This window comes from Pseudomonas sp. PDM26 (assembly GCF_019219185.1).
Classification (GTDB): domain Bacteria; phylum Pseudomonadota; class Gammaproteobacteria; order Pseudomonadales; family Pseudomonadaceae; genus Aquipseudomonas.
On record NZ_JAHUWC010000013.1, the window covers coordinates 159,960 to 183,181 of the forward strand.

At 59.4% G+C, this 23,222-nt stretch carries 19 protein-coding genes and 1 pseudogene; 8 read left to right on the plus strand and 12 right to left on the minus strand.

Features of this window, described 5'->3' with window-relative positions; translation table 11 throughout:
• Window positions 1-197: 197 nt before the first annotated feature.
• The gene (locus KW849_RS23885; RefSeq protein ID WP_218431529.1) at window positions 198-1,961 is read left to right on the plus strand and encodes a cation:proton antiporter; all 1,764 of its coding nucleotides are present in this window, start codon (window positions 198-200) and stop codon (window positions 1,959-1,961) included.
• 22 nt (window positions 1,962-1,983) lie between these two features.
• On the opposite strand, the gene KW849_RS23890 is transcribed toward KW849_RS23885, so the two are convergent.
• The 4 genes from KW849_RS23890 to uvrD form a co-directional block, all read right to left on the minus strand.
• On the minus strand, window positions 1,984-2,391 hold the full coding sequence (locus KW849_RS23890; protein ID WP_003187120.1) for an SMI1/KNR4 family protein: 408 nt from the start codon (window positions 2,389-2,391) through the stop codon (window positions 1,984-1,986).
• 138 nt (window positions 2,392-2,529) lie between these two features.
• Complete coding sequence (locus KW849_RS23895) at window positions 2,530-3,408, minus strand: Tim44 domain-containing protein (protein WP_218431530.1); 879 nt, start codon at window positions 3,406-3,408, stop codon at window positions 2,530-2,532.
• Between the two features lie 179 nt (window positions 3,409-3,587).
• The gene (locus KW849_RS23900) at window positions 3,588-4,028 is read right to left on the minus strand and encodes an EamA family transporter (RefSeq protein WP_218431531.1); all 441 of its coding nucleotides are present in this window, start codon (window positions 4,026-4,028) and stop codon (window positions 3,588-3,590) included.
• Window positions 4,029-4,163: 135 nt separating this feature from the next.
• Window positions 4,164-6,347, minus strand: coding sequence for a DNA helicase II (gene uvrD, locus KW849_RS23905; RefSeq protein ID WP_218431532.1), 2,184 nt, complete (start codon window positions 6,345-6,347; stop codon window positions 4,164-4,166).
• 257 nt (window positions 6,348-6,604) lie between these two features.
• Between uvrD and KW849_RS23910 the strand changes: the two genes are divergently transcribed.
• The 3 genes from KW849_RS23910 (at window position 6,605) to KW849_RS23920 (ending at window position 10,959) form a co-directional block, all read left to right on the plus strand.
• Complete coding sequence (locus KW849_RS23910) at window positions 6,605-9,475, plus strand: EAL domain-containing protein (RefSeq protein WP_218431533.1); 2,871 nt, start codon at window positions 6,605-6,607, stop codon at window positions 9,473-9,475.
• A 193-nt stretch (window positions 9,476-9,668) separates the two neighbouring features.
• A complete protein-coding gene (gene hexR, locus KW849_RS23915; protein WP_007954250.1) occupies window positions 9,669-10,535 on the plus strand; it encodes a transcriptional regulator HexR in 867 nt (288 codons plus the stop codon).
• Window positions 10,536-10,749: 214 nt separating this feature from the next.
• Window positions 10,750-10,959 (plus strand): PA3496 family putative envelope integrity protein, encoded by a 210-nt coding sequence (locus tag KW849_RS23920; protein ID WP_218431534.1) that lies wholly within the window; start codon window positions 10,750-10,752, stop codon window positions 10,957-10,959.
• Here the strand turns inward: KW849_RS23920 and KW849_RS23925 are convergent.
• Entirely contained in the window at window positions 10,901-11,863 is a 963-nt protein-coding gene (locus KW849_RS23925; RefSeq protein WP_218431535.1) for a LysR family transcriptional regulator, read from the minus strand. The two genes, KW849_RS23920 and KW849_RS23925, sit on opposite strands and share 59 nt — an antisense overlap.
• A gap of 189 nt (window positions 11,864-12,052) precedes the next feature.
• Here KW849_RS23925 and KW849_RS23930 point away from each other — a divergent pair, with 189 nt between their 5' ends.
• Both KW849_RS23930 and oadA read left to right on the plus strand, forming a co-directional pair.
• On the plus strand, window positions 12,053-13,468 hold the full coding sequence (locus KW849_RS23930; protein ID WP_046038868.1) for an acetyl-CoA carboxylase biotin carboxylase subunit: 1,416 nt from the start codon (window positions 12,053-12,055) through the stop codon (window positions 13,466-13,468).
• An 11-nt stretch (window positions 13,469-13,479) separates the two neighbouring features.
• A complete protein-coding gene (gene oadA / locus KW849_RS23935) occupies window positions 13,480-15,288 on the plus strand; it encodes a sodium-extruding oxaloacetate decarboxylase subunit alpha (RefSeq protein ID WP_218431536.1) in 1,809 nt (602 codons plus the stop codon).
• A 77-nt stretch (window positions 15,289-15,365) separates the two neighbouring features.
• On the opposite strand, the pseudogene KW849_RS23940 reads toward oadA, so the two are convergent.
• The 4 genes and pseudogenes from KW849_RS23940 to KW849_RS23955 form a co-directional block, all read right to left on the minus strand.
• Window positions 15,366-16,718: pseudogene (locus KW849_RS23940) on the minus strand (autotransporter domain-containing protein); the annotation flags it as partial.
• Window position 16,719: 1 nt separating this feature from the next.
• Window positions 16,720-16,986, minus strand: coding sequence for a hypothetical protein (locus KW849_RS23945; protein WP_218431537.1), 267 nt, complete (start codon window positions 16,984-16,986; stop codon window positions 16,720-16,722).
• Between the two features lie 23 nt (window positions 16,987-17,009).
• Window positions 17,010-17,846 carry an amino acid ABC transporter permease gene (locus KW849_RS23950; RefSeq protein ID WP_218431538.1) on the minus strand — a complete coding sequence of 279 codons (837 nt, stop codon included), beginning with the start codon at window positions 17,844-17,846 and terminating at the stop codon, window positions 17,010-17,012.
• Complete coding sequence (locus KW849_RS23955; RefSeq protein WP_108218844.1) at window positions 17,843-18,664, minus strand: ABC transporter substrate-binding protein; 822 nt, start codon at window positions 18,662-18,664, stop codon at window positions 17,843-17,845. Before KW849_RS23955 ends, KW849_RS23950 begins: the two co-directional genes overlap by 4 nt.
• A 112-nt stretch (window positions 18,665-18,776) precedes the next feature.
• Between KW849_RS23955 and KW849_RS23960 the strand changes: the two genes are divergently transcribed.
• Window positions 18,777-19,676: a homocysteine S-methyltransferase family protein gene (locus tag KW849_RS23960; RefSeq protein ID WP_108218845.1), complete on the plus strand. Its 900-nt coding sequence runs from the start codon at window positions 18,777-18,779 to the stop codon at window positions 19,674-19,676.
• 134 nt (window positions 19,677-19,810) lie between these two features.
• On the opposite strand, the gene KW849_RS23965 is transcribed toward KW849_RS23960, so the two are convergent.
• From KW849_RS23965 to KW849_RS23975, 3 genes are read right to left on the minus strand one after another with little or no spacing between them, the layout of a single operon-like run.
• Window positions 19,811-20,482: a GNAT family N-acetyltransferase gene (locus KW849_RS23965; protein ID WP_218431539.1), complete on the minus strand. Its 672-nt coding sequence runs from the start codon at window positions 20,480-20,482 to the stop codon at window positions 19,811-19,813.
• A gap of 9 nt (window positions 20,483-20,491) precedes the next feature.
• Window positions 20,492-20,938, minus strand: a complete 447-nt coding sequence (locus tag KW849_RS23970) for a GNAT family N-acetyltransferase (protein WP_218431540.1) — start codon at window positions 20,936-20,938, stop codon at window positions 20,492-20,494.
• 10 nt (window positions 20,939-20,948) lie between these two features.
• Window positions 20,949-21,572 (minus strand): FMN-binding negative transcriptional regulator, encoded by a 624-nt coding sequence (locus KW849_RS23975; protein ID WP_218431541.1) that lies wholly within the window; start codon window positions 21,570-21,572, stop codon window positions 20,949-20,951.
• A gap of 92 nt (window positions 21,573-21,664) precedes the next feature.
• On the opposite strand from KW849_RS23975, the gene KW849_RS23980 reads away from it, so the two are divergent.
• The gene (locus tag KW849_RS23980) at window positions 21,665-23,218 is read left to right on the plus strand and encodes a PLP-dependent aminotransferase family protein (protein ID WP_218431542.1); all 1,554 of its coding nucleotides are present in this window, start codon (window positions 21,665-21,667) and stop codon (window positions 23,216-23,218) included.
• Window positions 23,219-23,222: the final 4 nt, after the last annotated feature.

The following is a 23,222-nucleotide window of genomic DNA, read 5'->3' on the forward strand; positions in this document are numbered from 1 at the left end:
GGGTGCGGAGTCGCCGTCACGCCGGATCGATCTGTTTCCATATATTGCACCGCCTTTCTGCCAGAAGTCGCGGTGTTACCCTGCAAAAAGCCCAGGCTCAAGGGCATTTCCTACGTGCAGTTCCGATTTTTGTTTTGCTCGATCAGATTTTTCCTATGTTCGGGGATCGAGCAATGCCGTCCAGGGAGTCTCACGCCATGCATGCCATCAGTTTCATTCAGGATCTGGCAGTGATCATGTTGATCGCAGGCGTGGTAACCGTGCTCTTCCATCGGCTGAAACAACCCGTGGTGCTGGGATACATCGTCGCCGGTTTCATCATTGGCCCGCACACCCCGCCATTCGGCCTGATCCACGACGAAGAAACCATCAAGACCCTGGCCGAACTTGGAGTGATATTCCTGATGTTCTGCCTGGGTCTGGAGTTCAGCCTGCGCAAGCTGTTCAAGGTCGGGGCCACGGCATTCATCGCGGCGTTCCTGGAAATCGTGCTGATGATCTGGATCGGCTACGAAATTGGCCGCTGGTTTGACTGGAACACCATGGATTCACTGTTCCTCGGCGCGATTCTGGCGATTTCCTCGACCACCATTATCGTCAAGGCGCTCAACGACCTGAAGTTGAAAAACGAGCGGTTTGCCCAGTTGATATTCGGGGTGCTGATCGTCGAAGACATCCTGGGCATTGGCATCATCGCGCTGTTATCCAGCATCGCCGTCAGCGGTACGGTCAGCTCCGGCGAAGTGTTTTCTACAGTCGGCAAGCTGTCGCTGTTCATGATCGTCGCATTGGTCATCGGTATTCTGATGGTGCCGCGGTTGCTGGCCTACGTGGCCAGATTCGATAGCAACGAAATGCTGCTGATTACCGTGCTGGGCCTGTGTTTTGGCTTCTGTCTGTTGGTGGTCAAGCTTGAATACAGCATGGTCCTCGGGGCGTTCCTGATCGGCGCGATCATGGCTGAATCCCGGCAATTGCTGAAAATTGAACGCTTGATTGAACCGGTTCGTGATCTTTTCAGTGCGATTTTCTTCGTGGCCATCGGGCTGATGCTCGATCCCGCGATCCTGCTTCAATACGCCTGGCCAATCGCCGTAATCACCGTAGCCGTGGTGCTCGGCAAGATGTTGTCTTGCGGCCTTGGTGCATTTATCGCCGGCAATGACGGACGCACCTCGCTGCGGGTCGGGATGGGCCTTTCACAGATTGGCGAATTCTCTTTCATCATTGCGGCATTGGGTATGACGCTGCAGGTCACCAGTAACTTTTTATACCCCGTGGCTGTGGCGGTTTCGGTGATCACGACCTTACTGACGCCTTATCTGATCCGTGCGGCTGATCCATTGTCGATCAAGCTCGCCGGCGTCATGCCAGAACGCGTGGGACGAGTGTTGGGGATGTACGGCGAATGGCTGCGCAGCATCCAGCCTCAGGGTGAGAGGGCGTTACTGGCATCCATGATTCGGCGGATCTTGCTGCAGGTAGGAGTCAATCTGGCGCTCGTGATCGCGATCTTCTTCTCGGGGGCGTACTTCGCCGAACGTATGTCAGCTTACCTGCAAGGCTGGATCAGCGATCCGAGCTGGCAAAAGGCGTTGATCTGGGGTGGGGCGCTGTTGTTATCGCTGCCGTTTTTGATTGCGGCGTACCGCAAGCTAAACGCACTGTCGATGTTGCTGGCGGAAATGGGCGTTAAGCCGGAGATGGCCGGGCGCCACACGCAGCGAGTGCGCCGGGTGATAGCCGAAGTGATCCCGATCCTGTCGCTGCTGGTGATCTTTTTACTGTTGGCAGCCTTGTCGGCCAGTATTCTGCCGACCAACAAGTTGCTGGTGCTGATCGCCGTGGTCGCGGCCGCCGTAGCGGCGCTGCTGTGGCGATGGTTCATTCGTGTGCATACGCGGATGCAGGTGGCGTTGCTGGAAACTCTCGACAATCACAAAGAGTCGTCCGGGCATTGACCACCCTGCGGCGTTGACTGGGTCAGCTTTCCAGCCAGACGTCCCGTGCCCAGTGCCACACCGATTCCCAGGTTTCTTCGGCGATCAGCTCTTCTTCGGCTTGCCAAAGCACCACGGTGCCGTCTTCTTCGACGCAATAGTAGTCATCACCGTCCTGGCAGATCGGGATCAGGCTGCGATCGACGCCAGCGTCCCAGGCGTTGGCGGCAACGTCGGGCAGGTAGGTGTGGGATTGCGGGTCGGTCACGGTGACCGGTTCCAGGCTGCCGTAGACCACGTCGCTGACGGTCAGCAGAAACTCTCTGAAGACGAACGGAATGTCGATGAACAGTTGTTCTTCGATTTCGACCAGCAGGTCTTCGTCAGGCAATTCCAAGGGGACCGGTACCGGTTCGTTGGCTTCACGCAGTTGTTCGATGATTTCTTCCACGTCCGGGATCCTCTTGCTTGTATGGCGCGGTTTATATGGGGCGGTTTATACAGTAGCTTGCTATAGATGCAACCGCGAAATAGAAAACCCCGGCCTGAGCCGGGGTTTTGTTTACAGCAGATGAAGTTCTGCGCGGGATCAGCCGTTCTGGCGGATACCAGCTACCAGCCAAGGCTGGTTTTCGCCCTGTGCACGTTCCATGTTCCAGCTTTCGCTGAAGACTTCGCCCTGGTCGAAACGCGAGGTTTTCGACACGCCAGTGAAGGTCAGGGTGGCAATGGTCTTGTCGGCGCGATCGTCTACGCCATCCAGTTGTACATTGAGGTCATCAATGTAGGTGGACTGGAAACCGTCACCCAGGTCAGCACGCTCACGCTTGAGGAACTCCAGCATTTGCGGGGTCACGAACTCGGCGATCTTGTCCATTTCGTTGGCGTCCCAGTGCTGTTGCAGGGACTGGAAGTGATTGCGAGCCGCTTCGACGAAGTTTCTTTCGTTGAACCAGGCTGGAGCATTGATCACTGGGCGAGCGGCAACAGGTGCAGCCGAACCACCGAAGATCGAACCGCCGGCAGGCTTCTGCTCGAACACTTCACGCTGCATCGGCGCATGACCGGCCGGAGCGTATTGCTCCTGCTGCTTGCGACGACGGGCGGCGATGAAGCGGAAGACCAGGAACGCGATAACCGCCATGATCAGGATGTCGAAGATCTGCATGCCCTGGAAGCCGTCACCCATGAACATGGAGGCCAGCAGGCCACCGGCCGCGATACCGGCCAGAGGGCCGAGCCAGCGCGAGGCGCCACCGGCCTTGGCGGCGGCGCCAGCGGCACCGGCAGCACCTGCGGTCGCCGCGGCGCCGCCCATGCCTGGAGAAGAAGGAGCCATCTGGCTGGTCTGGTGCGTCGGCGCAGCGCCGGCGCTTTTACCACCACCGAAGCGCTTGGCGGCATTGGCGTCGAGACTCATCGTCAGGCCGATGCACAACGCCATGGCGATGCTAAGAAAACGTTTCATAAAGGGAATTCCCATTTGTGGAAGGCACGCGCGCCATGTTGCACAGCTGAAGTGTTACTGGCTAGCGGCAGAGTGTTTCGGGCTTTTGCCTGACAGGTCGTGTTCAGCTTCAGTCAGTGCAATAGGGCCTTTTGACTTTGATATGTCAGATGAGTGGACAGGGTTTGTAGGACGGTCGCCTAGCGTCGCAGGGCAAGCATGACTACCCCGGCCGTGATCAGGCCGATTCCGCCCCATTGGCGCAGGTCGAGTTTTTCACCTAGCAGGACAACGGCAAGAACAGCCACCAGTACCACGCTGAATTTGTCCACTGGGGCAACCAGTGACGCCGGACCGACCTTGAGTGCGCGGAAATAGCAGATCCACGATGCACCGGTGGCAAGGCCCGACAACAGCAGGAACAGGTAGCTCTTCGCAGAGATCGATCCCAATGACTGATATTGGCCCGTGGCGTACAAAATCAAGGCCAGGCTGACCAATACCACTATCGTACGTAGCAGGGTGGCGAAGTCGGAATTGACGTTTTCGATGCCGACTTTCGCGAAAATGGCGGTCATTGCTGCGAATGCCGCCGATAACAGGGCCCAGAATGTCCAGGAAGAAAAAAAGCCTGCGCCCATTTTTTAGCGCCTTTGGTCAGATCAACCTGTGGGAGCGAGCCTGCTCGCGATGAACGATGATGCGGTATTTCTGAAGTACCGAAGTGTTGCCATCGCGAGCAGGCTCGCTCCCACAGAAAAGCATCCAGTGTGTCTTTAAACGGGTTCCAGTTTGGCGTAACCCAACATCAGCCACTTGCTGCCTTCGCTGAAGTTCACCTGCACCCGGGCCTGAGCCCCGGCACCTTCGAAGTTCAGGATCACGCCGTCACCGAAGATGGAGTGACGTACGGTCTGGCCAAGGCTGAAGCCGGTCTGCGGAATCTCGCTGCCGCTGAACAGGTTGCTGCCACTCATCGACTGGTTGCCACCAAACGGACGGCTGACGCTGTTGGACAACCGCACTTCCTGAATCAGGCCTTTCGGAACCTCGCGTACGAAGCGCGACACTTTGTTGTAGGTCTCGCTGCCATAAAGGCGTCGGGTTTCGGCAAAGGTCATCACCAGATTCTGCATGGCCCGGGTGATGCCGACGTAGGCCAGGCGACGCTCTTCCTCAAGGCGGCCGGGTTCTTCCAGGCTCATCTTGTGCGGGAACAGGCCTTCTTCCATGCCCACCAGGAACACGTAAGGGAATTCCAGGCCCTTGGCGCTGTGCAGGGTCATCAGTTGAATGCTGTCTTCGTGCTCGTCGGCCTGGGTATCGCCAGCCTCCAGCGACGCGTGACCGAGGAACGCTGCCAAAGGCGTCAGATCTTCGTCTTCTTCGCTGTTTTCGAAGTTGCGTGCAGCGCTGACCAGCTCCTCGAGGTTTTCTACCCGGGCCTGGCCTTTCTCGCCTTTTTCCGCTTCGTGATAGGCGATCAGCCCCGACTGCTCGATGACGGTCTGGGTCATCAGGTGCAGCGGCATATCCATGCACTTGGCGGAGAGGTTCTCGATCAGCTCGATAAACGCGCCAAGGGCACCGGCCGCACGACCGGTCAGGCCTTTGTTGGCCACCAGTTGGCGCATCGCTTCCCACATCGACACGTCGCTGTGGCGCGCATGGTCGCGGATCGCTTCGACGGTTTTTTCGCCGATACCACGGGCCGGCACGTTGATGACCCGTTCCAGCGCGGCGTCGTTGCCCCGTCCTTCGAGCAACCGCAGGTAAGCCATGGCGTTCTTGATTTCGGCGCGTTCGAAGAAGCGTTGACCGCCATAGATACGGTATGGGATGCGCTCGCGCAGCAAAGCTTCTTCCAGAACCCGCGATTGGGCGTTGGAGCGATACAGTATCGCGATATCGCTTCGAGACAAGCCGGTTTTCAGCGCACTTTCGATGGTTTCGACAACGTAGCGGGCTTCGTCATGTTCGTTGAACGCGGCGTACAAATTGATCGCTTCGCCTTCGCCGCCATCGGTCCAGAGCTCTTTGCCCAGGCGCCCGGTGTTGTTGGCGATCAAGGCGTTGGCTGCCTTCAGGATACCCGCGGTGGAGCGATAGTTTTGCTCCAGGCGAATGGTTTCGGCGTCCGGGAAGTCTTCGGAATACTGGTAGATGTTCTCGATTTTCGCGCCGCGCCAGCCGTAGATCGACTGGTCATCGTCGCCCACCACCATCAGGCTGTCGCCGCCCTTGGCCAGCAGGCGCAACCAGGCGTATTGCACGGCGTTGGTGTCTTGGAACTCGTCCACCAGAATGTGCCGGAAGCGCTTCTGATAGTGCGCCAGCAGCCCCGGATGATCGCGCCATAGGTCGAGAGCACGCAGCAGTAGTTCGGAGAAGTCGATAACGCCTGCGCGCAGGCAAGCGGCCTCGTAGGCTTCATAAATGCCGCGCATGGTCGCCAGGAACAGGTCGCCGCTGGCTTGAATGTGTTGCGGACGCAGGCCTTCGTCTTTCTGCCCGTTGATGAACCACTGGGCCTGACGGGCCGGCCAGCGCTGTTCGTCCAGACCGAGCTCGCGGATCACCCGCTTGACCAGTCGTTGCTGGTCGTCGCTGTCGAGAATCTGGAACGTCTGGCTTAAGCCCGCTTCCTGCCAGTGCGCCCGCAACAAGCGGTGCGCCAGGCCGTGGAAGGTACCGACCCACATGCCGGCCGGGTTGATACCCATCAGCTGTTCGATGCGCTGGCGCATCTCGGCAGCGGCCTTGTTGGTGAAGGTCACCGACAGGATGGAGTGGGGCGAGGCGTTTTCGACCTGGATCAACCAGGCGATACGGTGCACCAGCACTCGGGTTTTACCGGAACCAGCACCGGCCAGGACCAACTGACGACCCACGGGGGCTGCTACAGCCTGGCGTTGGGCATCGTTGAGGGAGTTCAGCAGAAGGGAGAGATCATCGCGCATCAGGGCATTCTAGGGGGCCGCGACACACCGGGCAAACTCCACTTCGCTTTAGCCGATGAAAGTTAAGTGAAGGACGACCGGTCGGTCATTGGCTGCAGGCGTTGGCGGGGCGTGTCCACAGCGTTTTCAGGGGTGTCGGCGGCTGAAAAAATTTGGCCATTTATTGATCGGCAGCAGTTTGGTCCGGGCCATTGCTTGTGTATGCTCCGAGCAGTTTCGGGCCCATGCTCATCATTATAAGAACAAGAACATTGCCTATGACCCTCAGCTTCGACCTGTCGGGCCCTATCGTGGAGCCCAGGGCCATCCGTAAGCAGTACGCCATGGAAATGGCGGTCGAACGCACGCGCCTGCTGTATCAAGGCTCGCTGCTGCCCACGTTGTTCATGCTGATCAATGGCCTGGTCTGTGCCGGTTTGCTCTGGAGCCCGCAGCGCTATTTCCTGGTCAGCGTCTGGCTGGTGTGGTTGTTGTCTTTGGTGGCATTGCGAGTGATTCAGGTCGCAGCCTTCGATTCGGCTATTCCCAACCGTCAGGCCCATCCCATTTGGCGACGGATGTTTTTGCTGGGCTCCGGCCTCACCGGTCTGACCCTGGCGGGTGCCGGCATCGCCCTGGTTCCCGCCGATAACTTCATTCAGCAAGCCTGGGTCTTCGGCCTCATCGGTGCCGCAGCGCTCTCGGCCAGTGTTGCTTATGCGGTCAGTTTGCCGGCCTTTCTGTCATTTACCTTGCCCTGCCTGTTGCCGGCCATCGCCTATATGTTTTGGGGGGCTGACGAACAGCAGCAAGGTTGGGGCTGGTTCGGGCTGATCCTGCTCGGTGCATTGAGCGTGGTTGCCTGGCAAGTCAATCGATTGATCGATCGGGGCTTGATGCGACGCTTTCAGAATCAGGCACTGATCGAGCACCTGCAGCAGGCACAAAGCAGCAGTGATCAGCTCAATCAGAAGTTGGCCAAGGAGATTGAACAGCGTCGGCGTGCCGAAACCGAATTGCGAGAAATCCAGATCGACCTGGAAAATCGTGTCGCTCAGCGCAGCCTGGAACTGGACGCCGCCAACCAGGCACTGAGCAAGAGTGAGGCGCGTCTGGCGCTGGCATTGAAGGCCAGTGAGTTGGGGTTGTGGGACTGGAATCTGCAAACCGACGAAGTCCATCACACGCAGATTCAGGAATTGTTCGGCCTTGAGCCGGAACAGGTCACGGCAATACTGCGTCACCTCAAGCCGCGCCTTCATCCCGAGGATCTTCCTGCGCTGAAAAGGGCGCTGGTCGAGCATTTGAAGGGCCGCACCGAGGACTATCAAATCGAGTATCGCGTGCGGCATGGCGACGGCCACTGGGTCTGGATCGAGGACCGCGGGCGGGCGGTCGAGCGTGCAAAAAACGGCCGGGTGATTCGCATGGTCGGCACTCGCCGCGACATCAGCGTCAGCAAAGGCCTGGAAGAGCAGCTGCAACTGGCGGCGACCGTGTTCGAGGCGGCCAGCGAAGGGATCGTGATTTTCGATCCGAACTACGCCCTGATCGCGATCAATCAAGCCTTCAGTCGGGTGACCGGCTATGACATCGAGGACATGATCGGGCGCAATGTCATTGAGCTGCCATGTAGTCGCGATGCGCGTCGGCATTACGCCGCAATACATCAGGCGCTGGAGCAGCAAGGCAGTTGGCAGGGCGAATTGGTGGAAACCCGCAAGAACGGCGAGATGTATCCGCAATGGCTGCAACTGAATGCTGTGCGCGATACTCGGGGAAATGTCAGTCATATTGTGGGCTTCTTCGCCGATCTCTCGGCTCGACGAGAATCCGAAGAGCGCATGCGCTATCTGACCCATTACGACGAGCTTACCGGTCTGGCCAACCGCGCGATGTTTCGCGAACGACTCAGCGAAGCTCATCAACGAGTGCGGCAGGGCGGTTATCGCAGCCTGGCGTTGCTGCACATCAATCTCGATCGGTTCAAGCAACTCAATGACAGCCTGGGACATGAAGTCGCCGATCAGTTGTTGCAGAAAATGGCCCGGCGACTGGTGGATGCATTGCCTGAAGCCGACACCATCGCGCGCCTGTCCGGTGATGAGTTTGCCGTGCTGTTCAACGCCTACGGCAACCTTTCGAGCCTGGCCCGGGTGGCAACACGTCTGGCGAACAAGTTGCGTTTGCCGGTGACCATTGAGGGGCACGAACTGGTGGTCAGCGTGTCGATGGGCATCAGCTTGTTGCCGGACAGCGCCCGGGAAATTTCTGTATTGGTCAGTCAGTCGAACATGGCCATGCAGCACGCCAAACATCTGGGTGGTAATAATTTCCAGTTTTACACCGACAGTTTGCAAGCCAGCACGCTGGAGCGGTTACAGCTGGAAAACCATTTGCGCAAGGCCGTCGAAGAACAACAGCTGAAGGTCTTTTACCAACCCAAGCTGTGCCTTGCCACGGGCAAGCTCAATGCCGCCGAGGCGTTGGTGCGCTGGGATCATCCGACCTTGGGCCGCGTGCCGCCGGGGGATTTCATTGGTCTGGCTGAAGAAACCGGATTGATCGGCCCGATCGGTGAGTTCGTGCTGCGTCAGGCCTGCTGGCAAGCCTGTGAGTGGCAGAGGCAGGGGCTCGAAGCGATTCGGGTGTCGGTCAATCTGTCGGTGCATCAATTGCGCCAGGGCAAGTTGGTCAGTCTGGTGAGGCAGGTGCTGGAGGAAACCGGGCTGGCGCCACACCTCCTGGAGCTGGAGTTGACCGAAAGCCAGCTGCTGGACAGCGTCGAGCACATCATCGCCACCTTCCAGCAGTTGCGTGATCTCGGGGTGAAACTGGCCATTGATGATTTTGGCACTGGCTACTCCTCCCTGAGCTACCTCAAGCGTATCCCGGTGGATTACGTGAAGATCGACCAAGCCTTTATCCGCGGGTTGGGAGAGGGCACCGAGGATGCGGCGATCACGCGGGCGATCATTGCCATGGCTCACGGCCTGAAGCTGAAGGTCGTGGCGGAAGGGGTGGAGCGGGAAGAACAGCTTGAGTTCCTGAAAGCCGAGCGCTGCGATGAAGTGCAGGGCTATTTGATCAGCCGGCCCATCGAGTCACAGGCATTGGCGATCCTGTTGCGAGAGCAATGTTCGAATTGAATGGGCTGATTCCCGCCGGGTTTTGTGGGGCGACGTAAAGCCTTGCGATCAGGGCATCAGTGCTACATGAAGCGCGGGCACCTGAAATCGAGGGATTCGGTAACGCATTGAGCAGGCAAAAAGCCAATTCATGTAGTATAACTACAAGCGTGCTACATCCCCGGCACCTGCCAATAACAAAGAGTCCAGCCCCTTGAATCTGCTGCAACACATCGCCCAGTCTCGCCACCTGTTACGCAAGTCGGAGCTCAAGGTCGCCGACCACGTGCTGCTTGATCCTGCGGCCGTGATGCACAGCTCCATGGCCGACCTGGCCCACAGCGTGGGCATCAGTGAACCGACCATCGTGCGCTTCTGCCGCGCCATCGGTTGTTCCGGGTTTCAGGACCTGAAACTCAAGCTGGCCCAGAGCCTGGCGGCAGGTGCGAGTTTCGGCCAGTTTGCGATCCATGAGGATGATTCGGTCGCCGACTACAGCCTGAAAATCTTCGACACCACCCTGCATACGCTGATGGAGGTTCGCGAGAAACTCGATCCGCTGGAGTTGCAGCGGGCGGTGACACTGATGTCCCAGGCCCAGCGTGTCGAGTTCTACGGCTTCGGCGCCTCGGGTGCGGTCGCGGCGGACGCCCAGCACAAGTTCTTCCGCTTGCTGCTCACCGCTGCGGCGTATTCCGACCCGCACATGCAGGCGATGTCGGCCGTAACGCTCAAGCCAACCGACGTGGCGATCTGCATTTCCCAGTCCGGGCGCTCCAAGGACCTGTTGATCACCGCCAACCTGGTGCGTGAAAGCGGTGCCTCGTTGATCACCTTGTGCCCGAGCCAGACGCCATTGGCCGAGCTGTCTACGGTCAATCTGGCGATCGATGTGCATGAAGACACTGAAATCTATACGCCGCTGACTTCGCGTATCGCCCACCTGGTGGTGATCGACGTGCTGGCGATGGGCGTAGCCATGGCCCGTGGCCCGAGCCTGGTCAACCACCTCAAGAGCGTCAAGCGCAGCCTGCGCAGCTTGCGGTTGTCGCCAAAATCGGTGAAAGCGCTGGACGATTGATTTCAAGGCTGGCACCGACCCTGTGGCGAGGGAGCTTGCTCCCGCTCGGCTGCGCAGCAGTCGCAAAATCTTAGGGTCGCTTCGCAACCCAGCGGGAGCAAGCTCCCTCGCCACAGGCCCAACCAATTTTCATCAGTCTGTAACGCCCGAGCCGCCAAACCGTCATCCCCCGCGCCTATCTTGAAACTCCCGTACTCGCCTTGGGAGACTCGAAATGGCTATGCCCTACGAAGAACGCAACAGCGCTGTCAAAACCCGACGTCAGCAAGAAGATCAGCGCCGCATGGAATTCCGCCGCGCCATCGAAGATCGCTGCGAACGCCGTCAGCTTCTGGCCGAAATTGGCGACTTTCCGGAGTTGGAGCTCAATTTCTGGCAGGCATCTGCCTCGACTTCCCGTCGAAACGCTCAGCCAACGCGCTGATTTGAATCCGTTCGCAACGGATAAACGCCAGGAAGGCGTGCGCCACCGGTGACAGGCGTTTCGCCTTGGCCTGCACCAGGCACCAGCTGCGAAACAGCGGCAGCTCTTCGACCGGTAGCTCGATCAGTCCACCGGTTGCCAGCTCAAGGCTCAGGGCGTGGCGCGTCAACAGCGCAACGCCCAGGCCTGCCAGTACACATTCACGCTGGGCTTCGGCAGACGAGACCTCCTGAGTCTGGTTGAAGTGCACGCGCTTCTCCTTGAAGTATTCTTCGCACGCAAGCCGCGTCCCGGAGCCTGGCTCACGCAGCAACAGTGTGTAGGGCTCGAGATCCTGCAAGCGCAGCGGCCCCATATGACACAGCGGGTGATCCGGTGGCGCCACGGCGACGATCGGGTTGTTCAGGAATGGCAGGAACTCCAGGCCCATGTCCTGCGGCACCATGGACATGATCACCAGGTCGTCGCGGTTGTCCGACAGGCGCCGGATCACTTGGCCGCGATTGACCACCGTCAGTTGCAGGTTCACTTCCGGGTGCTGGCGTTTGAACGCGGCAAACAGATGCGGTACGAAATATTTGGCGCTGGACTCGATTGCCAGTTTCAGTTGCCCCTGCAACGAGCCCTGCATGTCCGACAGCTGCATGTCGAGGTTTTCCAGGCGCCCGAAAATATCCCGGCTGGCTCGCTGTAACGCTTCAGCCGCTTCGGTCATGTAGAGTTTTTTGCCGACGTAATCGAACAAAGGCTGGCCAATCAGCTCTTCAAGTTGACGAATCTGCAGGCTGACGGCAGGTTGTGTGAGCGACATTTCGTCGGCTGCGCGGCTGTAGGACCGCAAATCACAGACCTCGTTGAAGATCTGCAATTGCCGCAAAGTCATACGCATCAATGACTTACGCATTTTATCGTTGCTCTCGTCGCTGGCTGGTGCATCAACTATAAGTCTTTACTTATGCACGACCCAATTTTTATTCATTTTTGTTAATCCCTTGTGGGCGCTAGTGTGGACCTGCGACCAAATTGAAACATTTGGTCACTCGTCGGCCTGATCTAGCAGGTCGTGGGTACACCGGCTCAAGGGAACCTCCAAGTGATAACAAAGATCCTGATCGCCAACCGTGGTGAAATTGCCGTACGAATCGTACGTGCCTGCGCCGAGATGGGCATTCGTTCGGTCGCGATCTATTCCGACGCCGACCGCCATGCCTTGCATGTGAAGCGTGCGGACGAGGCCCATAGCATTGGTGCCGAGCCACTGGCCGGTTACCTGAACCCGCGCAAGCTGGTGAACCTGGCTGTAGAAACCGGTTGCGATGCACTGCACCCCGGCTATGGCTTCCTTTCGGAAAACGCTGAGCTGGCGGAAATCTGCGCCGAACGCGGGATCAAATTCATCGGCCCATCGGCTGAAGTCATTCGCCGCATGGGCGACAAGACCGAAGCTCGTCGCAGCATGATCAAGGCCGGCGTACCGGTGACCCCGGGCACTGAAGGCAACGTGTCGGGCATCGAAGAAGCCCTGACCGAAGGCGATCGCATCGGTTACCCGGTGATGCTCAAGGCCACGTCCGGTGGTGGCGGTCGCGGCATTCGTCGCTGCAACAGCCGCGAAGAACTCGAACAGGCTTTCCCACGGGTCATTTCCGAAGCCACCAAGGCGTTTGGTTCGGCGGAAGTGTTCCTGGAAAAATGCATCGTCAATCCGAAACACATCGAAGCGCAGATTCTTGGCGACAGCTTCGGCAACGTGGTGCACCTGTTCGAGCGTGACTGCTCGATCCAGCGCCGCAACCAGAAGCTGATCGAGATCGCCCCGAGCCCGCAACTGACCCCGGAACAGCGCGCCTACATCGGCGACCTGTCGGTGCGCGCAGCCAAGGCCGTGGGATACGAGAACGCCGGCACCGTGGAGTTCCTGCTCGCCGAGGGCGAGGTGTACTTCATGGAGATGAACACCCGGGTGCAGGTGGAACACACCATCACCGAAGAAATCACCGGTATCGACATTGTCCGTGAGCAGATTCGCATTGCGTCCGGCCTGCCGCTGTCGGTGAAACAGGAAGACATCCAGCACCGTGGTTTCGCCCTGCAGTTCCGGATCAACGCCGAAGACCCGAAGAACAACTTCCTGCCGAGCTTCGGCAAGATCACGCGCTACTACGCTCCCGGCGGCCCTGGCGTGCGCACCGACACGGCGATCTACACCGGCTACACCATCCCGCCGTACTACGACTCGATGTGTCTGAAACTGGTGGTGTGGGCGCTGACTTGGGAAGAGGCGATGGATCGTGGCCTGCGCGCCCTGGACGACATGCGCCTGCAAGGGGTCAAGACCACTGCCGCGTACTACCAGGAAATCTTGCGTAACCCGGAATTTCGTAGCGGCCAGTTCAATACCAGCTTCGTTGAAAGCCACCCTGAACTGACCAACTACTCGATCAAGCGCAAACCCGAAGAGCTGGCCCTGGCCATCGCCGCCGCCATCGCCGCCCACGCAGGCCTGTGAGGAATAGAACAATGAGCAAGAAGATTCATGTAACCGACACCATCCTGCGCGACGCTCACCAATCGCTGCTGGCGACCCGCATGCGCACCGAAGACATGCTGCCGATCTGCGACAAGCTCGACAAAGTCGGCTACTGGTCGCTGGAATGCTGGGGTGGCGCGACGTTCGACGCCTGCGTACGTTTCCTCAAAGAAGACCCGTGGGAGCGTCTGCGCCAACTGCGCGCCGCGCTGCCTAACACCCGCCTGCAAATGCTGCTGCGCGGCCAGAACCTGCTGGGCTACCGCCACTACAGCGACGACGTGGTCAAAGCCTTCGTCGCCAAGGCTGCGGTCAACGGCATCGACGTGTTCCGCATCTTCGACGCCATGAACGATGTGCGTAACCTGCGCGTGGCCATCGAAGCGGTGAAAGCCGCCGGCAAACACGCCCAGGGCACCATCGCCTACACCACCAGCCCGGTGCACACCATCGAGGCCTTCGTGAACCAGGCCAAGCAAATGGAAGCCATGGGTTGCGACTCGGTGGCGATCAAGGACATGGCCGGCCTACTGACCCCGTACGCCACCGGCGAACTGGTCAAGGCATTGAAATCCGAGCAATCGCTGCCAGTGTTCATCCACTCCCACGACACCGCCGGCCTGGCCGCGATGTGCCAGCTCAAGGCGATCGAAAACGGCGCCGACCACATCGACACCGCAATCTCCAGCTTCGCCTGGGGCACCAGCCACCCGGGCACCGAGTCGATGGTCGCGGCCCTTAAAGGCAGCGAATTCGACACCGGCCTGAATCTGGAACTGCTGCAAGAGATCGGCCTGTACTTCTACGCCGTGCGCAAGAAGTACCACCAGTTCGAAAGCGAATTCACCGCCGTCGACACCCGTGTTCAAGTCAACCAGGTACCGGGCGGGATGATTTCCAACCTGGCCAACCAGTTGAAAGAGCAGGGCGCACTCAACCGCATGAGCGAAGTGCTGGCCGAAATCCCGCGGGTTCGTGAAGACCTCGGCTTCCCGCCGCTGGTGACCCCGACTTCGCAGATCGTCGGCACCCAGGCGTTCTTCAACGTACTGGCCGGCGAGCGTTACAAGACCATCACCAACGAAGTGAAGCTTTATCTGCAAGGCGGCTACGGCAAGGCGCCGGGCACCGTGAACGAACAACTGCGTCGCCAGGCCATCGGCAGCGAAGAAGTGATCGACGTTCGCCCGGCCGATCTGCTCAAGCCGGAAATGGCCAAGCTGCGTGCCGACATCGGCGCATTGGCCAAGTCTGAAGAAGACGTGCTGACCTTCGCCATGTTCCCGGACATCGGTCGCAAGTTCCTCGAAGAGCGTGCTGCGGGCACCCTGACACCTGAAGTGTTGCTGCCGATTCCTGAAGCCGGCGGCGTCGTGTCCGTTGGTGGGGAAGGCGTGCCAACCGAGTTCGTCATCGACGTTCACGGCGAAACCTACCGCGTCGACATCACCGGTGTTGGCGTCAAGTCTGAAGGCAAGCGTCACTTCTACCTGTCCATCGACGGCATGCCGGAAGAAGTGGTGTTCGAGCCGCTCAACGAATTCGTCGGTGGTGGTGGCAGCAAGCGCAAGCAAGCCTCTGCTCCAGGCCACGTCAGCACCACCATGCCGGGCAACATTGTCGACGTGCTGGTCAAGGAGGGCGACACCGTCAAGGCTGGCCAGGCCGTATTGATCACCGAAGCGATGAAGATGGAAACCGAAGTCCAGGCGGCCATCGCCGGTAAAGTCACCGCCATTCACGTGGCCAAGGGCGACCGGGTGAATCCGGGCGAGATCCTGATCGAGATCGAAGGCTGAGTTAACAGCCTCGGTTCAACGCTTTAAACCTCGGGGGGGCATGTGCTCCCCTTTTTTTCGCCCCGGGTTTGTGGCTGTCAGAAACTCATTCGCCACTGACCCGTGACACCATGATTGCGGCTGTCGGTGCCGATCTCGCCAGTGAGGCCGACGCCCAGGGTGTGTTTTGCTGACAATCCAAGGTCCAGTCCTGCATCGACCAGCAGACTGTCACGATCCAGCGGCGCGCCGGAAACGGTGAAGTTTTTTCCGCCCGTCACCAATCGTTGACGGGTATCGCTGTAGACGTCCCCGTAAGTGTGTTTCCAGCCGGCACTGAACCGTGGTGTCAGTTGCATGCCGTTATTCAGCGTGTTGAGCTTCGCAAGTCGCAGGCCGAATGTGCTGTTCAAATTATTCTGCGTTTGACCGAGTACCTTCAGTGCCGCTGCGCCACCTTTTTCCGTGTAGGTGTCGCGCTGATAACGTTGGTAGCCCAGGCTGGCAAACGGTTCGATGCTGACGTTCGCCCGTCCCAGGTTGTAACCGAATTCCGCAAAGGCCTGCTGGGTGTTGGCGTCGTAACGGCCTTCGGGGCGGTCGCTGAAACCTTTGAAGGCAACCCGGCGTTTAGTGCTGCCGTCGTGGCTGCTATAGGTCGCGCCCAGGCGCAGGGACATTGGTCCGTTTTGACGTAGGGCATAAGCTCCCACATGCCAGCTGTCGAGATCGCCGTCGAGTCCGCGACTATCCAGACGCGTTTCGGATTTGCCGCTCATCACCCCGATGCGCCAATCCTCATCAATTCCCCAATCTGCGCCCAAAATCAGACCTTGGGTGGAGTGTTTCAGGGCGTCGTAGTCGCGATCCAGCGTCCCACCGTGGCCCAATGCTTGAAGCCAGACTCGGCCATTGTCTTCGTTGCCGGCGGCCAGGCGTGGTGCATTGCGCCTGTTGGAATTGTAGCTACTAGCGCTGTCCAGCTGACGCATGGCCGAGAGCATGGTCGCGCTGATTGGGCTGTCACTGTTCAGGGTCGCTTTCGCAAGGTTGGCGTTCTGGCCACCAGCCAGCTGTTCGATGGCAACAGATGCCGTTTGTTTGTCAGCGCTGAGCAGGGCTGTGACAGCAGCGTTTGTGGGGATGGATGCCTTTGGCTCTGTGGCGACGGAATGGGTAGCTGGGGGTGGAGTTACGGCAGTGACGGGCTGGGCGGTAGTGGATGGAGTTGCGGCAGTGGCGGGTTGGTCGGTGGTAGGTGGTATTGCGGCTGTCGAAAGTTTTTCAGCGGTGGTTGTCGGTGTGGAGACGGGAACGGATGTGTCGGCACTTGCAGGTGAGTTCGGAGCTTCAGCGACGGAGGGGGCTTGAGGTATGTCCTTCGGCTCTTCAATACTTTGGGCGACTTCCTTCCCGTTATTCGTGGTTGCGACACTCTCGATCGTCACATCGTCACATCGTCACATCGTTACGGACGAGGATCAGGTCGACAGTCTTTTCTTCGTAGGCGAGCTTGGGCGTTAAAAAGGCAAGGTTGTTAAGGACTTTCCCAAATTCCCCTTCGACTTTATTGGCAATAAGGATGTTGCGTTCGCTGATTAGCGGGTAGTCACCCGGTGCTGCAACGATGTTCAGTGTGGCGCCTCCAAGGTTGGCGGTTCCATCGACTAATATCGTTTTACTTTTGCGGTCGGCATTGACCTCGTAGTTAGCTCGCAACTCGGAAACTCATCTTCCTTTCGCTAACTACGGCTCAAATACGCCTTCCCATAATGCCGCTCCATCTGCGCCTGAATCAGCTCCAACCCAATCGACATCACCCAATAAATCACCGCCGCCGTCGTCAGCATCTCGATGTAGCGATAGCTCGAGCGCCCATACGATTGCGCCAGAAACATCACCTCCCAAACCCCCATCACCGAGATCAGCGACGAGTCTTTGAGCATCGAGATGAATTGGTTGGTGGTTGGCGGGATGATGGTGCGCATGGCCTGGGGCAAGGTGACTCGCCAGAAGATCACGGTTTCGCGCATGCCCAGGGCCAGGGATGCTTCGCGCTGGCCGTGGGGGACGCCGAGGATGCCGGCGCGGAAGATTTCGCTCAGGTACGCGCCGTAGTTCAGCGACAGGGCGATGATGCCGGCGGCGATGGCGCCCGGGACGATGCCGAGTTGTGGCAGGCCGAGGTAGATCAGCAGGATCTGGATCAGTAGCGGTGTGCCACGAAAGAACGAGGCATAGAAGCTCGCGATTCCGAAGGCCACGGCGCTTTTCGACAGCCGCGCCAGGGCGGTGATGAAGCCCAGCAGCGAGGAGGTCACGATCGAGCACAGGCACAAGAACAACGTCAGCGCCGCTCCCTGCAAAAAGCCGTTGGGTGCCAGGTGCAGACCGATCAGGTTCGGCAGTTTGTCGAGGATGATCGAGAACTTCAGGTCGAAGCTCAGGAAGAAGCTGGCGAATAACCCGAACATCGCTGCCCAGGTCAGGAACAGCCGCGTGCGGAAACCGAAGATCCGTTGCAACAGCGACTCAGCCACCGGTTGTGGCGGCTGAGGAGATTTGGGGAAAGAAGTCATTTGCTGATGTCGGCGCCGATCCATTTCTGCGAAAGCTTGCTCAGAGTGCCGTCCTGTTTCAGCTGAGCGAAGACGTCACGCACTTTGGCGTCCCACTGGGCGTCGCCTTTTTCAATGGCCACCGAGTTCGGCTCCGAGTACAGCGGCTCGCCGGCGAGCTTGAAGCGCTTGTCTTCGGTCAGGCGCGGTTGGGCGGTGACAAGGTTGGTGAGGATCGCGTCCAGTCGCACGCCAGCGCCCAGGCCGAGGTCCTGGAACGCCACGTTGTCAGTGTCATACGGGGCGATCTGCACGTCCTCGAACGGGTACTGCAATTGGGTGTCTTCGGCGCCTTCGATCACCAGGTTTTTGTTCAGGTAGCTTTCATAGCTGGAGGCGCTGGTGAGGCCGACTTTCTTGCCGCTCAGGTCCTTGGCGCTGTGGATGCTGTCGTCCTTGGCGTTGACCACGATCACCGCTGGCGAGGCGTAGTACTCGACCGGGAAGTCGAAGACCTCAGCGCGGGCCTTGCTCGGGGTCATGGAGCAGATGCAGATGTCGTAGCGCCCACTCCAGCGGCCGGCAGCGATCACGTCCCAGGACGGGGTTTCGAGGCGCAGTTTGACGCCCAGTTTGTCTGCCACGGCCTTGGCCACGTCGACGTCGAAGCCATCGAGCTGGTTCTGATCATTGAGGAACGAGAAGGGTGGATAGCTTTCCATCAACACGCCCACCAGTTCTTTTTTTTGCTCGACGCGATCCAGCGTGGCGCCGCCAAAGGCTTGGGTGGAGGCAGCCAGAATCGTCAGGCCCAGGGCCAGGAGTGGTTGGAATTTCACAGTCGATTCCTGATAAAAAAGAGGTTGTCATTAACCGGATGGTGCGTATTAAATAGTTATAAGAACGACTCCGATAGTGAGTTATTTTCATAAGCTTATGAGTGAAAAGCATATGGGCGCAGCAAGCACAGTGATTCTGGATGGCGGCATGGGTCGTGAGTTACAGCGCCGAGGCGCGCCGTTCCGGCAGCCTGAGTGGTCGGCGCTGGCCTTGAGCGAAGCGCCGCAAGCGGTAGAGGCGGTGCACTCGGCTTATATCGAAAGCGGTGCGAACGTGATCACCAGCAACAGTTACGCGGTGGTGCCGTTTCACATTGGCGAAGAGCGTTTTGCAGCAGAAGGGCAGGCGCTCGCGGCGTTGGCCGGTGAGCTGGCTCGGCGCGCGGTAGAGGCTTCGGGCAAAGCGGTGCGTGTGGCCGGCTCATTGCCGCCGCTGTTTGGGTCCTATCGCCCGGACCTTTTTGATGCTGGTCGGGCGACTGAATTGTTGGCGCCGCTGGTGAAGGGGCTGGCACCTCATGTCGATCTGTGGCTGGCAGAAACCCAGAGTTCGATCGTTGAGGCGCGAGCGATCCACGCCGGTCTGCCAACGGACGGCAAGCCGTTCTGGCTGTCGTTTACCCTGAAGGATGAGGACACGGACGAAGTGCCGCGCTTGCGTTCGGGCGAGCCGGTGGCTGAAGCCGCCGCCGTGGCGGCTGAGTTGGGCGTCGAAACGTTGCTGTTCAACTGCAGCCAGCCGGAAGTAATCGGTGCTGCGATTGATGCCGCGCGGGAAACCTTCGAGCGTTTAGGGGTGAAGATTCACATCGGCGCTTATGCCAATGCCTTCCCGCCGCAACCGAAAGAGGCCACGGCCAATGACGGTCTGGACCCGTTGCGAGAAGACCTTGATCCGCCGGGTTACTTGCAGTGGGCGGCGGATTGGAAAGAACGCGGCGCCAGTCATTTGGGCGGTTGCTGCGGGATCGGGCCGGAGCATATTGCGGTGCTTGCCCAGAAACTCGCCTAAAAGCATCGCGGGGCAAGCCATGCTCCTACAGGTTTGGTGGCGTCCACAGATCGTGTGTCCGGCCCATATCCCGTAGGAGCAAAGCTTGCTCCGGGCGGCGTTCCGACGATAGCGTCCGTCCAGGCGCTACCGAATCAGGTGCGGCACTCCGCCAACGTTTTCACCTGCCCCGAATCCGTCTGGTTCTCATCGGATAGCCACCGCTCAAACCCCGCCCCGATCGCTGGCCATTCCGAGTCCAGAATCGAATACCACGCCGTATCCCGGTTCTGCCCCTTCACCACCATATGCTGACGAAACACGCCCTCAAAACTGAACCCCAGCCGCTCGGCCGCGTATTTGGAGCGGGCATTGCCGTTGTTGCACTTCCACTCCAGACGGCGATAACCCAGCGCAAAGGATTCCTTGGCCAGCAAATAAATCGCCTCGGTGCTTTTCGGCGAGCGCTGCATCGGCGCGCCGAACGTGACATGGCCGATCTCGATCCGCCCTTGTGAAGGGACAATCGACATCAAACTGAGGATGCCCTGCACATCGCCGCTAGCACGGTCGATCACGCTGAAGAAATACGGGTCGCTATTGGCCGCATGATTGTTCAGCCAATCGTTGAAAACGCTGCGCTCCGGGAAAGGCCCATAAGGCAAATAATCCCAGAGTTTCGGGTCGGCACCCGGGCCTTGCAGGGCCTTCCACAAACCATCGGCGTGACGCGCCGGGTCGAGTTTTTCCAGGCGGATGTAACGGCCTTCGATCAGTTGAGCGGTGGGTGCCGGGACGCCTTTCCAGTCGGCGAGTGAAATCGACATGCTGTTCTCCTAGATGGCTTTGCGAAACTGGATGAAACCGGGGCGTTCGGCGATGCGCTCGTAGAGCTGGATCGCGGTGGCGTTGGTTTCGTGGGTCAGCCAGTGGACCTTGTTGCAGCCGTCGGCCTTGGCCGTGGTGTAGACGAATTCGATCAGTTGCCGGCCGACGCCGGTGCCACGGGTTTCCGGGGCCACCAGCAAGTCTTGCAGGTAGCAGGCGTTTTCGATGGCCCAGTTCGAACGATGGTAGATGAAATGCACCATGCCCACCGCTTTGCCATCAGCCCAGGCGAGGGCGGCATGAGTCGGTTCGCTCGGGTCGAGCATGCGCAGCCAGGTGCTTTGGGTAACGGCCTCCGGCAATTCGGTGTTGTAGAAGCGCAAGTAGGCTTGCCACAGCGGCAACCAGGCCGCGTAATCACCGGCGGTGACCTGGCGAATGTCGATTTGACTCATGGTGATTTCCTTAGCGCATCAATCGGGCGAGGGTTTGGTCGTTGACGTCGGGGCTCGCGGCCAGGCCTTCGCGCACGCCGGCGATGTCGGCGGGGCTGCGGTTCTGGCTGAGCTTGCGCTTGCCTTCCAGACGGTCGATGGGAATGGCGAAACCGACGATGGCCTTGAGCATGCCGTCAATGTAATCGGCTGGGGCATCGGCCACTGACCACGGTTGGGCGCGGCCAGCTTCATGGCGGTCGGTGAGGGTGCTGACGATGTCGAGCAGCCGTCCGCCATCGCTGAAGGTTTCAGCTCGGCCATAGGCGTGTACGGCGACGTAGTTCCAGGTTGGCACGACTTTGCCGTGTTCGGCCTTGCTCGGGTAGAAACCAGGGCTGACGTAGGCGTCGGCACCGGCAAAAATCAGCAGGGCTTCGGCGCCGTCGCGCAGGTCTTTCCATTGTGGATTGGCTTTGGCCAGATGCCCGTACAACGTGCCGTTCGAGCCTTGTTCGCAATGCAGCAGCACCGGTACATGGCTGGCTTGCAGGCCGCTTTCACCGTGGGTCACCAATATGGCGAGACGGGTGGCGAGGATCAGTTCATGCAGTTGGGACAACTCGTCGATGGCAAAAGCACGTGGCGTGTACATGGAGATATTTTCCTTGGCGAATGTCTGCATCCTAGGCAGGCTATTGGTCTGTTGTAAGAGCCATTAATGACCAATTTCATAGGTCCATTGTGATGACTAGCGAACCACTGTCCTTGACCTTCAACCCGGCGGGTATCGAGCTTGATCGTCGCCAGGGGCTGAGTCGGCAGCTCTATCAGGCATTGCGGATGCGGGTGCTCGACGGGCGACTGGCCAGCGGCACGCGTCTGCCGGCCAGTCGGGATCTGGCTGCCGCGCTGGCGATTTCCCGCAACAGCGTCGTGCGCGCCTACGATCAGCTTTACGCTGAAGGGTTTATCGAGGGGCGGGTAGGCGACGGGACTTACGTCGCGCAATTACCCCAGGCAACCTTGCCGGCAAAAAAACTATCCACAAAAGTATCCACAGGGTTTTCAACAGGCTTACCCACAGGTTTATCCACAAATTGGCTTGATTTACCTGTGGATTCATCCAGCAAAGTTACCCACAGGGACGCCTTGTCCCGCGTTGAAAAGAACCATTTACCCATGCCGCCCAGTGGTCCGCCCAGGGCTTTTCGGGTCGGTGTCCCGGCGTTCGATCTGTTTCCGTTCGAGGTCTGGGCCAAGCTGAATGCGGCTTTCTGGCGCAAACCGGATTTGCAGCAACTGTGCTACGGCGACCCGGCAGGCGATGCGCGCTTGCGGGGGATGATCGCGGCGTATCTACGTAGCTCGCGGGGCATGCAGTGCACGGCTGAACAAATTGTGATCACCAGTGGCGCACAGCAGGGAATCAGCCTTTGTGCACAGCTGCTGGTGGAGCCCGGTGACGGGGTGGCGATTGAAAATCCGGGATATCGGGCGGCCGGTCATGCGTTCGCCGTTGCAGGTGCCCGGCTGCATGGGGTGGCGGTGGATAGTGAGGGTATCGACTGCGGTGAACTGGCACAGCTGGGCGATTGCCGTCTGACCTACGTCACCCCGTCCCATCAGTACCCCACCGGGGTGGTGATGAGCCTGGCTCGCCGTCTGGAGTTGCTGGCCTGGGCCGAACGCACGCAGGGCTGGATCGTCGAGGATGACTACGACGGCGAGTACCGCTACAGCGGTGCGCCGTTAGCACCTTTGGCGGCACTGGATCGGCATGGCCGGGTGCTCTACGTCGGCACGTTCGGCAAAGTGGCGTTTCCGGCGTTGCGCCTGGGTTACCTGGTATTGCCGACGGGGCTGGTGCAGGCATTTGCCCAGCGTCGGGCGGTGGACGTACGGCATTCCGAGGTCAGTACCCAGGCCGTAATGGCCGAGTTCATGGCTGCCGGGCATTTCCAGCGGCATATCCGCCGCATGCGGCGTGCGGCGCTGAGCCGGCGTAATGCGTTGCTCAGCGGCTGGCCGGGGGGCATTCCCGGTGTCGGCCAGTTGCCCACGGTCGCCGCCGGGTTGCACATGACAGTGCCGGTCGACAGCATTGAGCGAGAACAGGCGTTGATTGAATTGGCACGTAGCGTCGATGTCGAGATCAATGGCTTGAGTGGCTATTGGCTGCCCGAGTCCACGATCCCGATGGATCAGCGTGCCGGGTTGGTTCTGGGGTTTGCAGCAGTGCCGGAAAAGGCTATCGAAGCCGCGTTGGAGCGGTTGCGCACGGTCTGGCGTTGTCTTTGAAACG

Bases quoted from the DNA above. Each gene is read 5' to 3' on its own strand.
- KW849_RS23920 (WP_218431534.1), top strand. From the start codon at position 10,750: ATGGCTATGCCCTACGAAGAACGCAACAGCGCTGTCAAAACCCGACGT.
- KW849_RS23950 (WP_218431538.1), bottom strand. From the start codon at position 17,846: ATGACTTCTTTCCCCAAATCTCCTCAGCCGCCACAACCGGTGGCTGAG.
- KW849_RS23895 (WP_218431530.1), bottom strand. From the start codon at position 3,408: ATGAAACGTTTTCTTAGCATCGCCATGGCGTTGTGCATCGGCCTGACG.
- KW849_RS23960 (WP_108218845.1), top strand. From the start codon at position 18,777: ATGGGCGCAGCAAGCACAGTGATTCTGGATGGCGGCATGGGTCGTGAG.
- KW849_RS23970 (WP_218431540.1), bottom strand. From the start codon at position 20,938: ATGAGTCAAATCGACATTCGCCAGGTCACCGCCGGTGATTACGCGGCC.
- KW849_RS23900 (WP_218431531.1), bottom strand. From the start codon at position 4,028: ATGGGCGCAGGCTTTTTTTCTTCCTGGACATTCTGGGCCCTGTTATCG.
- oadA (WP_218431536.1), top strand. From the start codon at position 13,480: ATGAGCAAGAAGATTCATGTAACCGACACCATCCTGCGCGACGCTCAC.
- KW849_RS23965 (WP_218431539.1), bottom strand. From the start codon at position 20,482: ATGTCGATTTCACTCGCCGACTGGAAAGGCGTCCCGGCACCCACCGCT.
- KW849_RS23980 (WP_218431542.1), top strand. From the start codon at position 21,665: ATGACTAGCGAACCACTGTCCTTGACCTTCAACCCGGCGGGTATCGAG.
- KW849_RS23925 (WP_218431535.1), bottom strand. From the start codon at position 11,863: ATGCGTAAGTCATTGATGCGTATGACTTTGCGGCAATTGCAGATCTTC.
- uvrD (WP_218431532.1), bottom strand. From the start codon at position 6,347: ATGCGCGATGATCTCTCCCTTCTGCTGAACTCCCTCAACGATGCCCAA.
- KW849_RS23975 (WP_218431541.1), bottom strand. From the start codon at position 21,572: ATGTACACGCCACGTGCTTTTGCCATCGACGAGTTGTCCCAACTGCAT.
- KW849_RS23910 (WP_218431533.1), top strand. From the start codon at position 6,605: ATGACCCTCAGCTTCGACCTGTCGGGCCCTATCGTGGAGCCCAGGGCC.
- KW849_RS23885 (WP_218431529.1), top strand. From the start codon at position 198: ATGCATGCCATCAGTTTCATTCAGGATCTGGCAGTGATCATGTTGATC.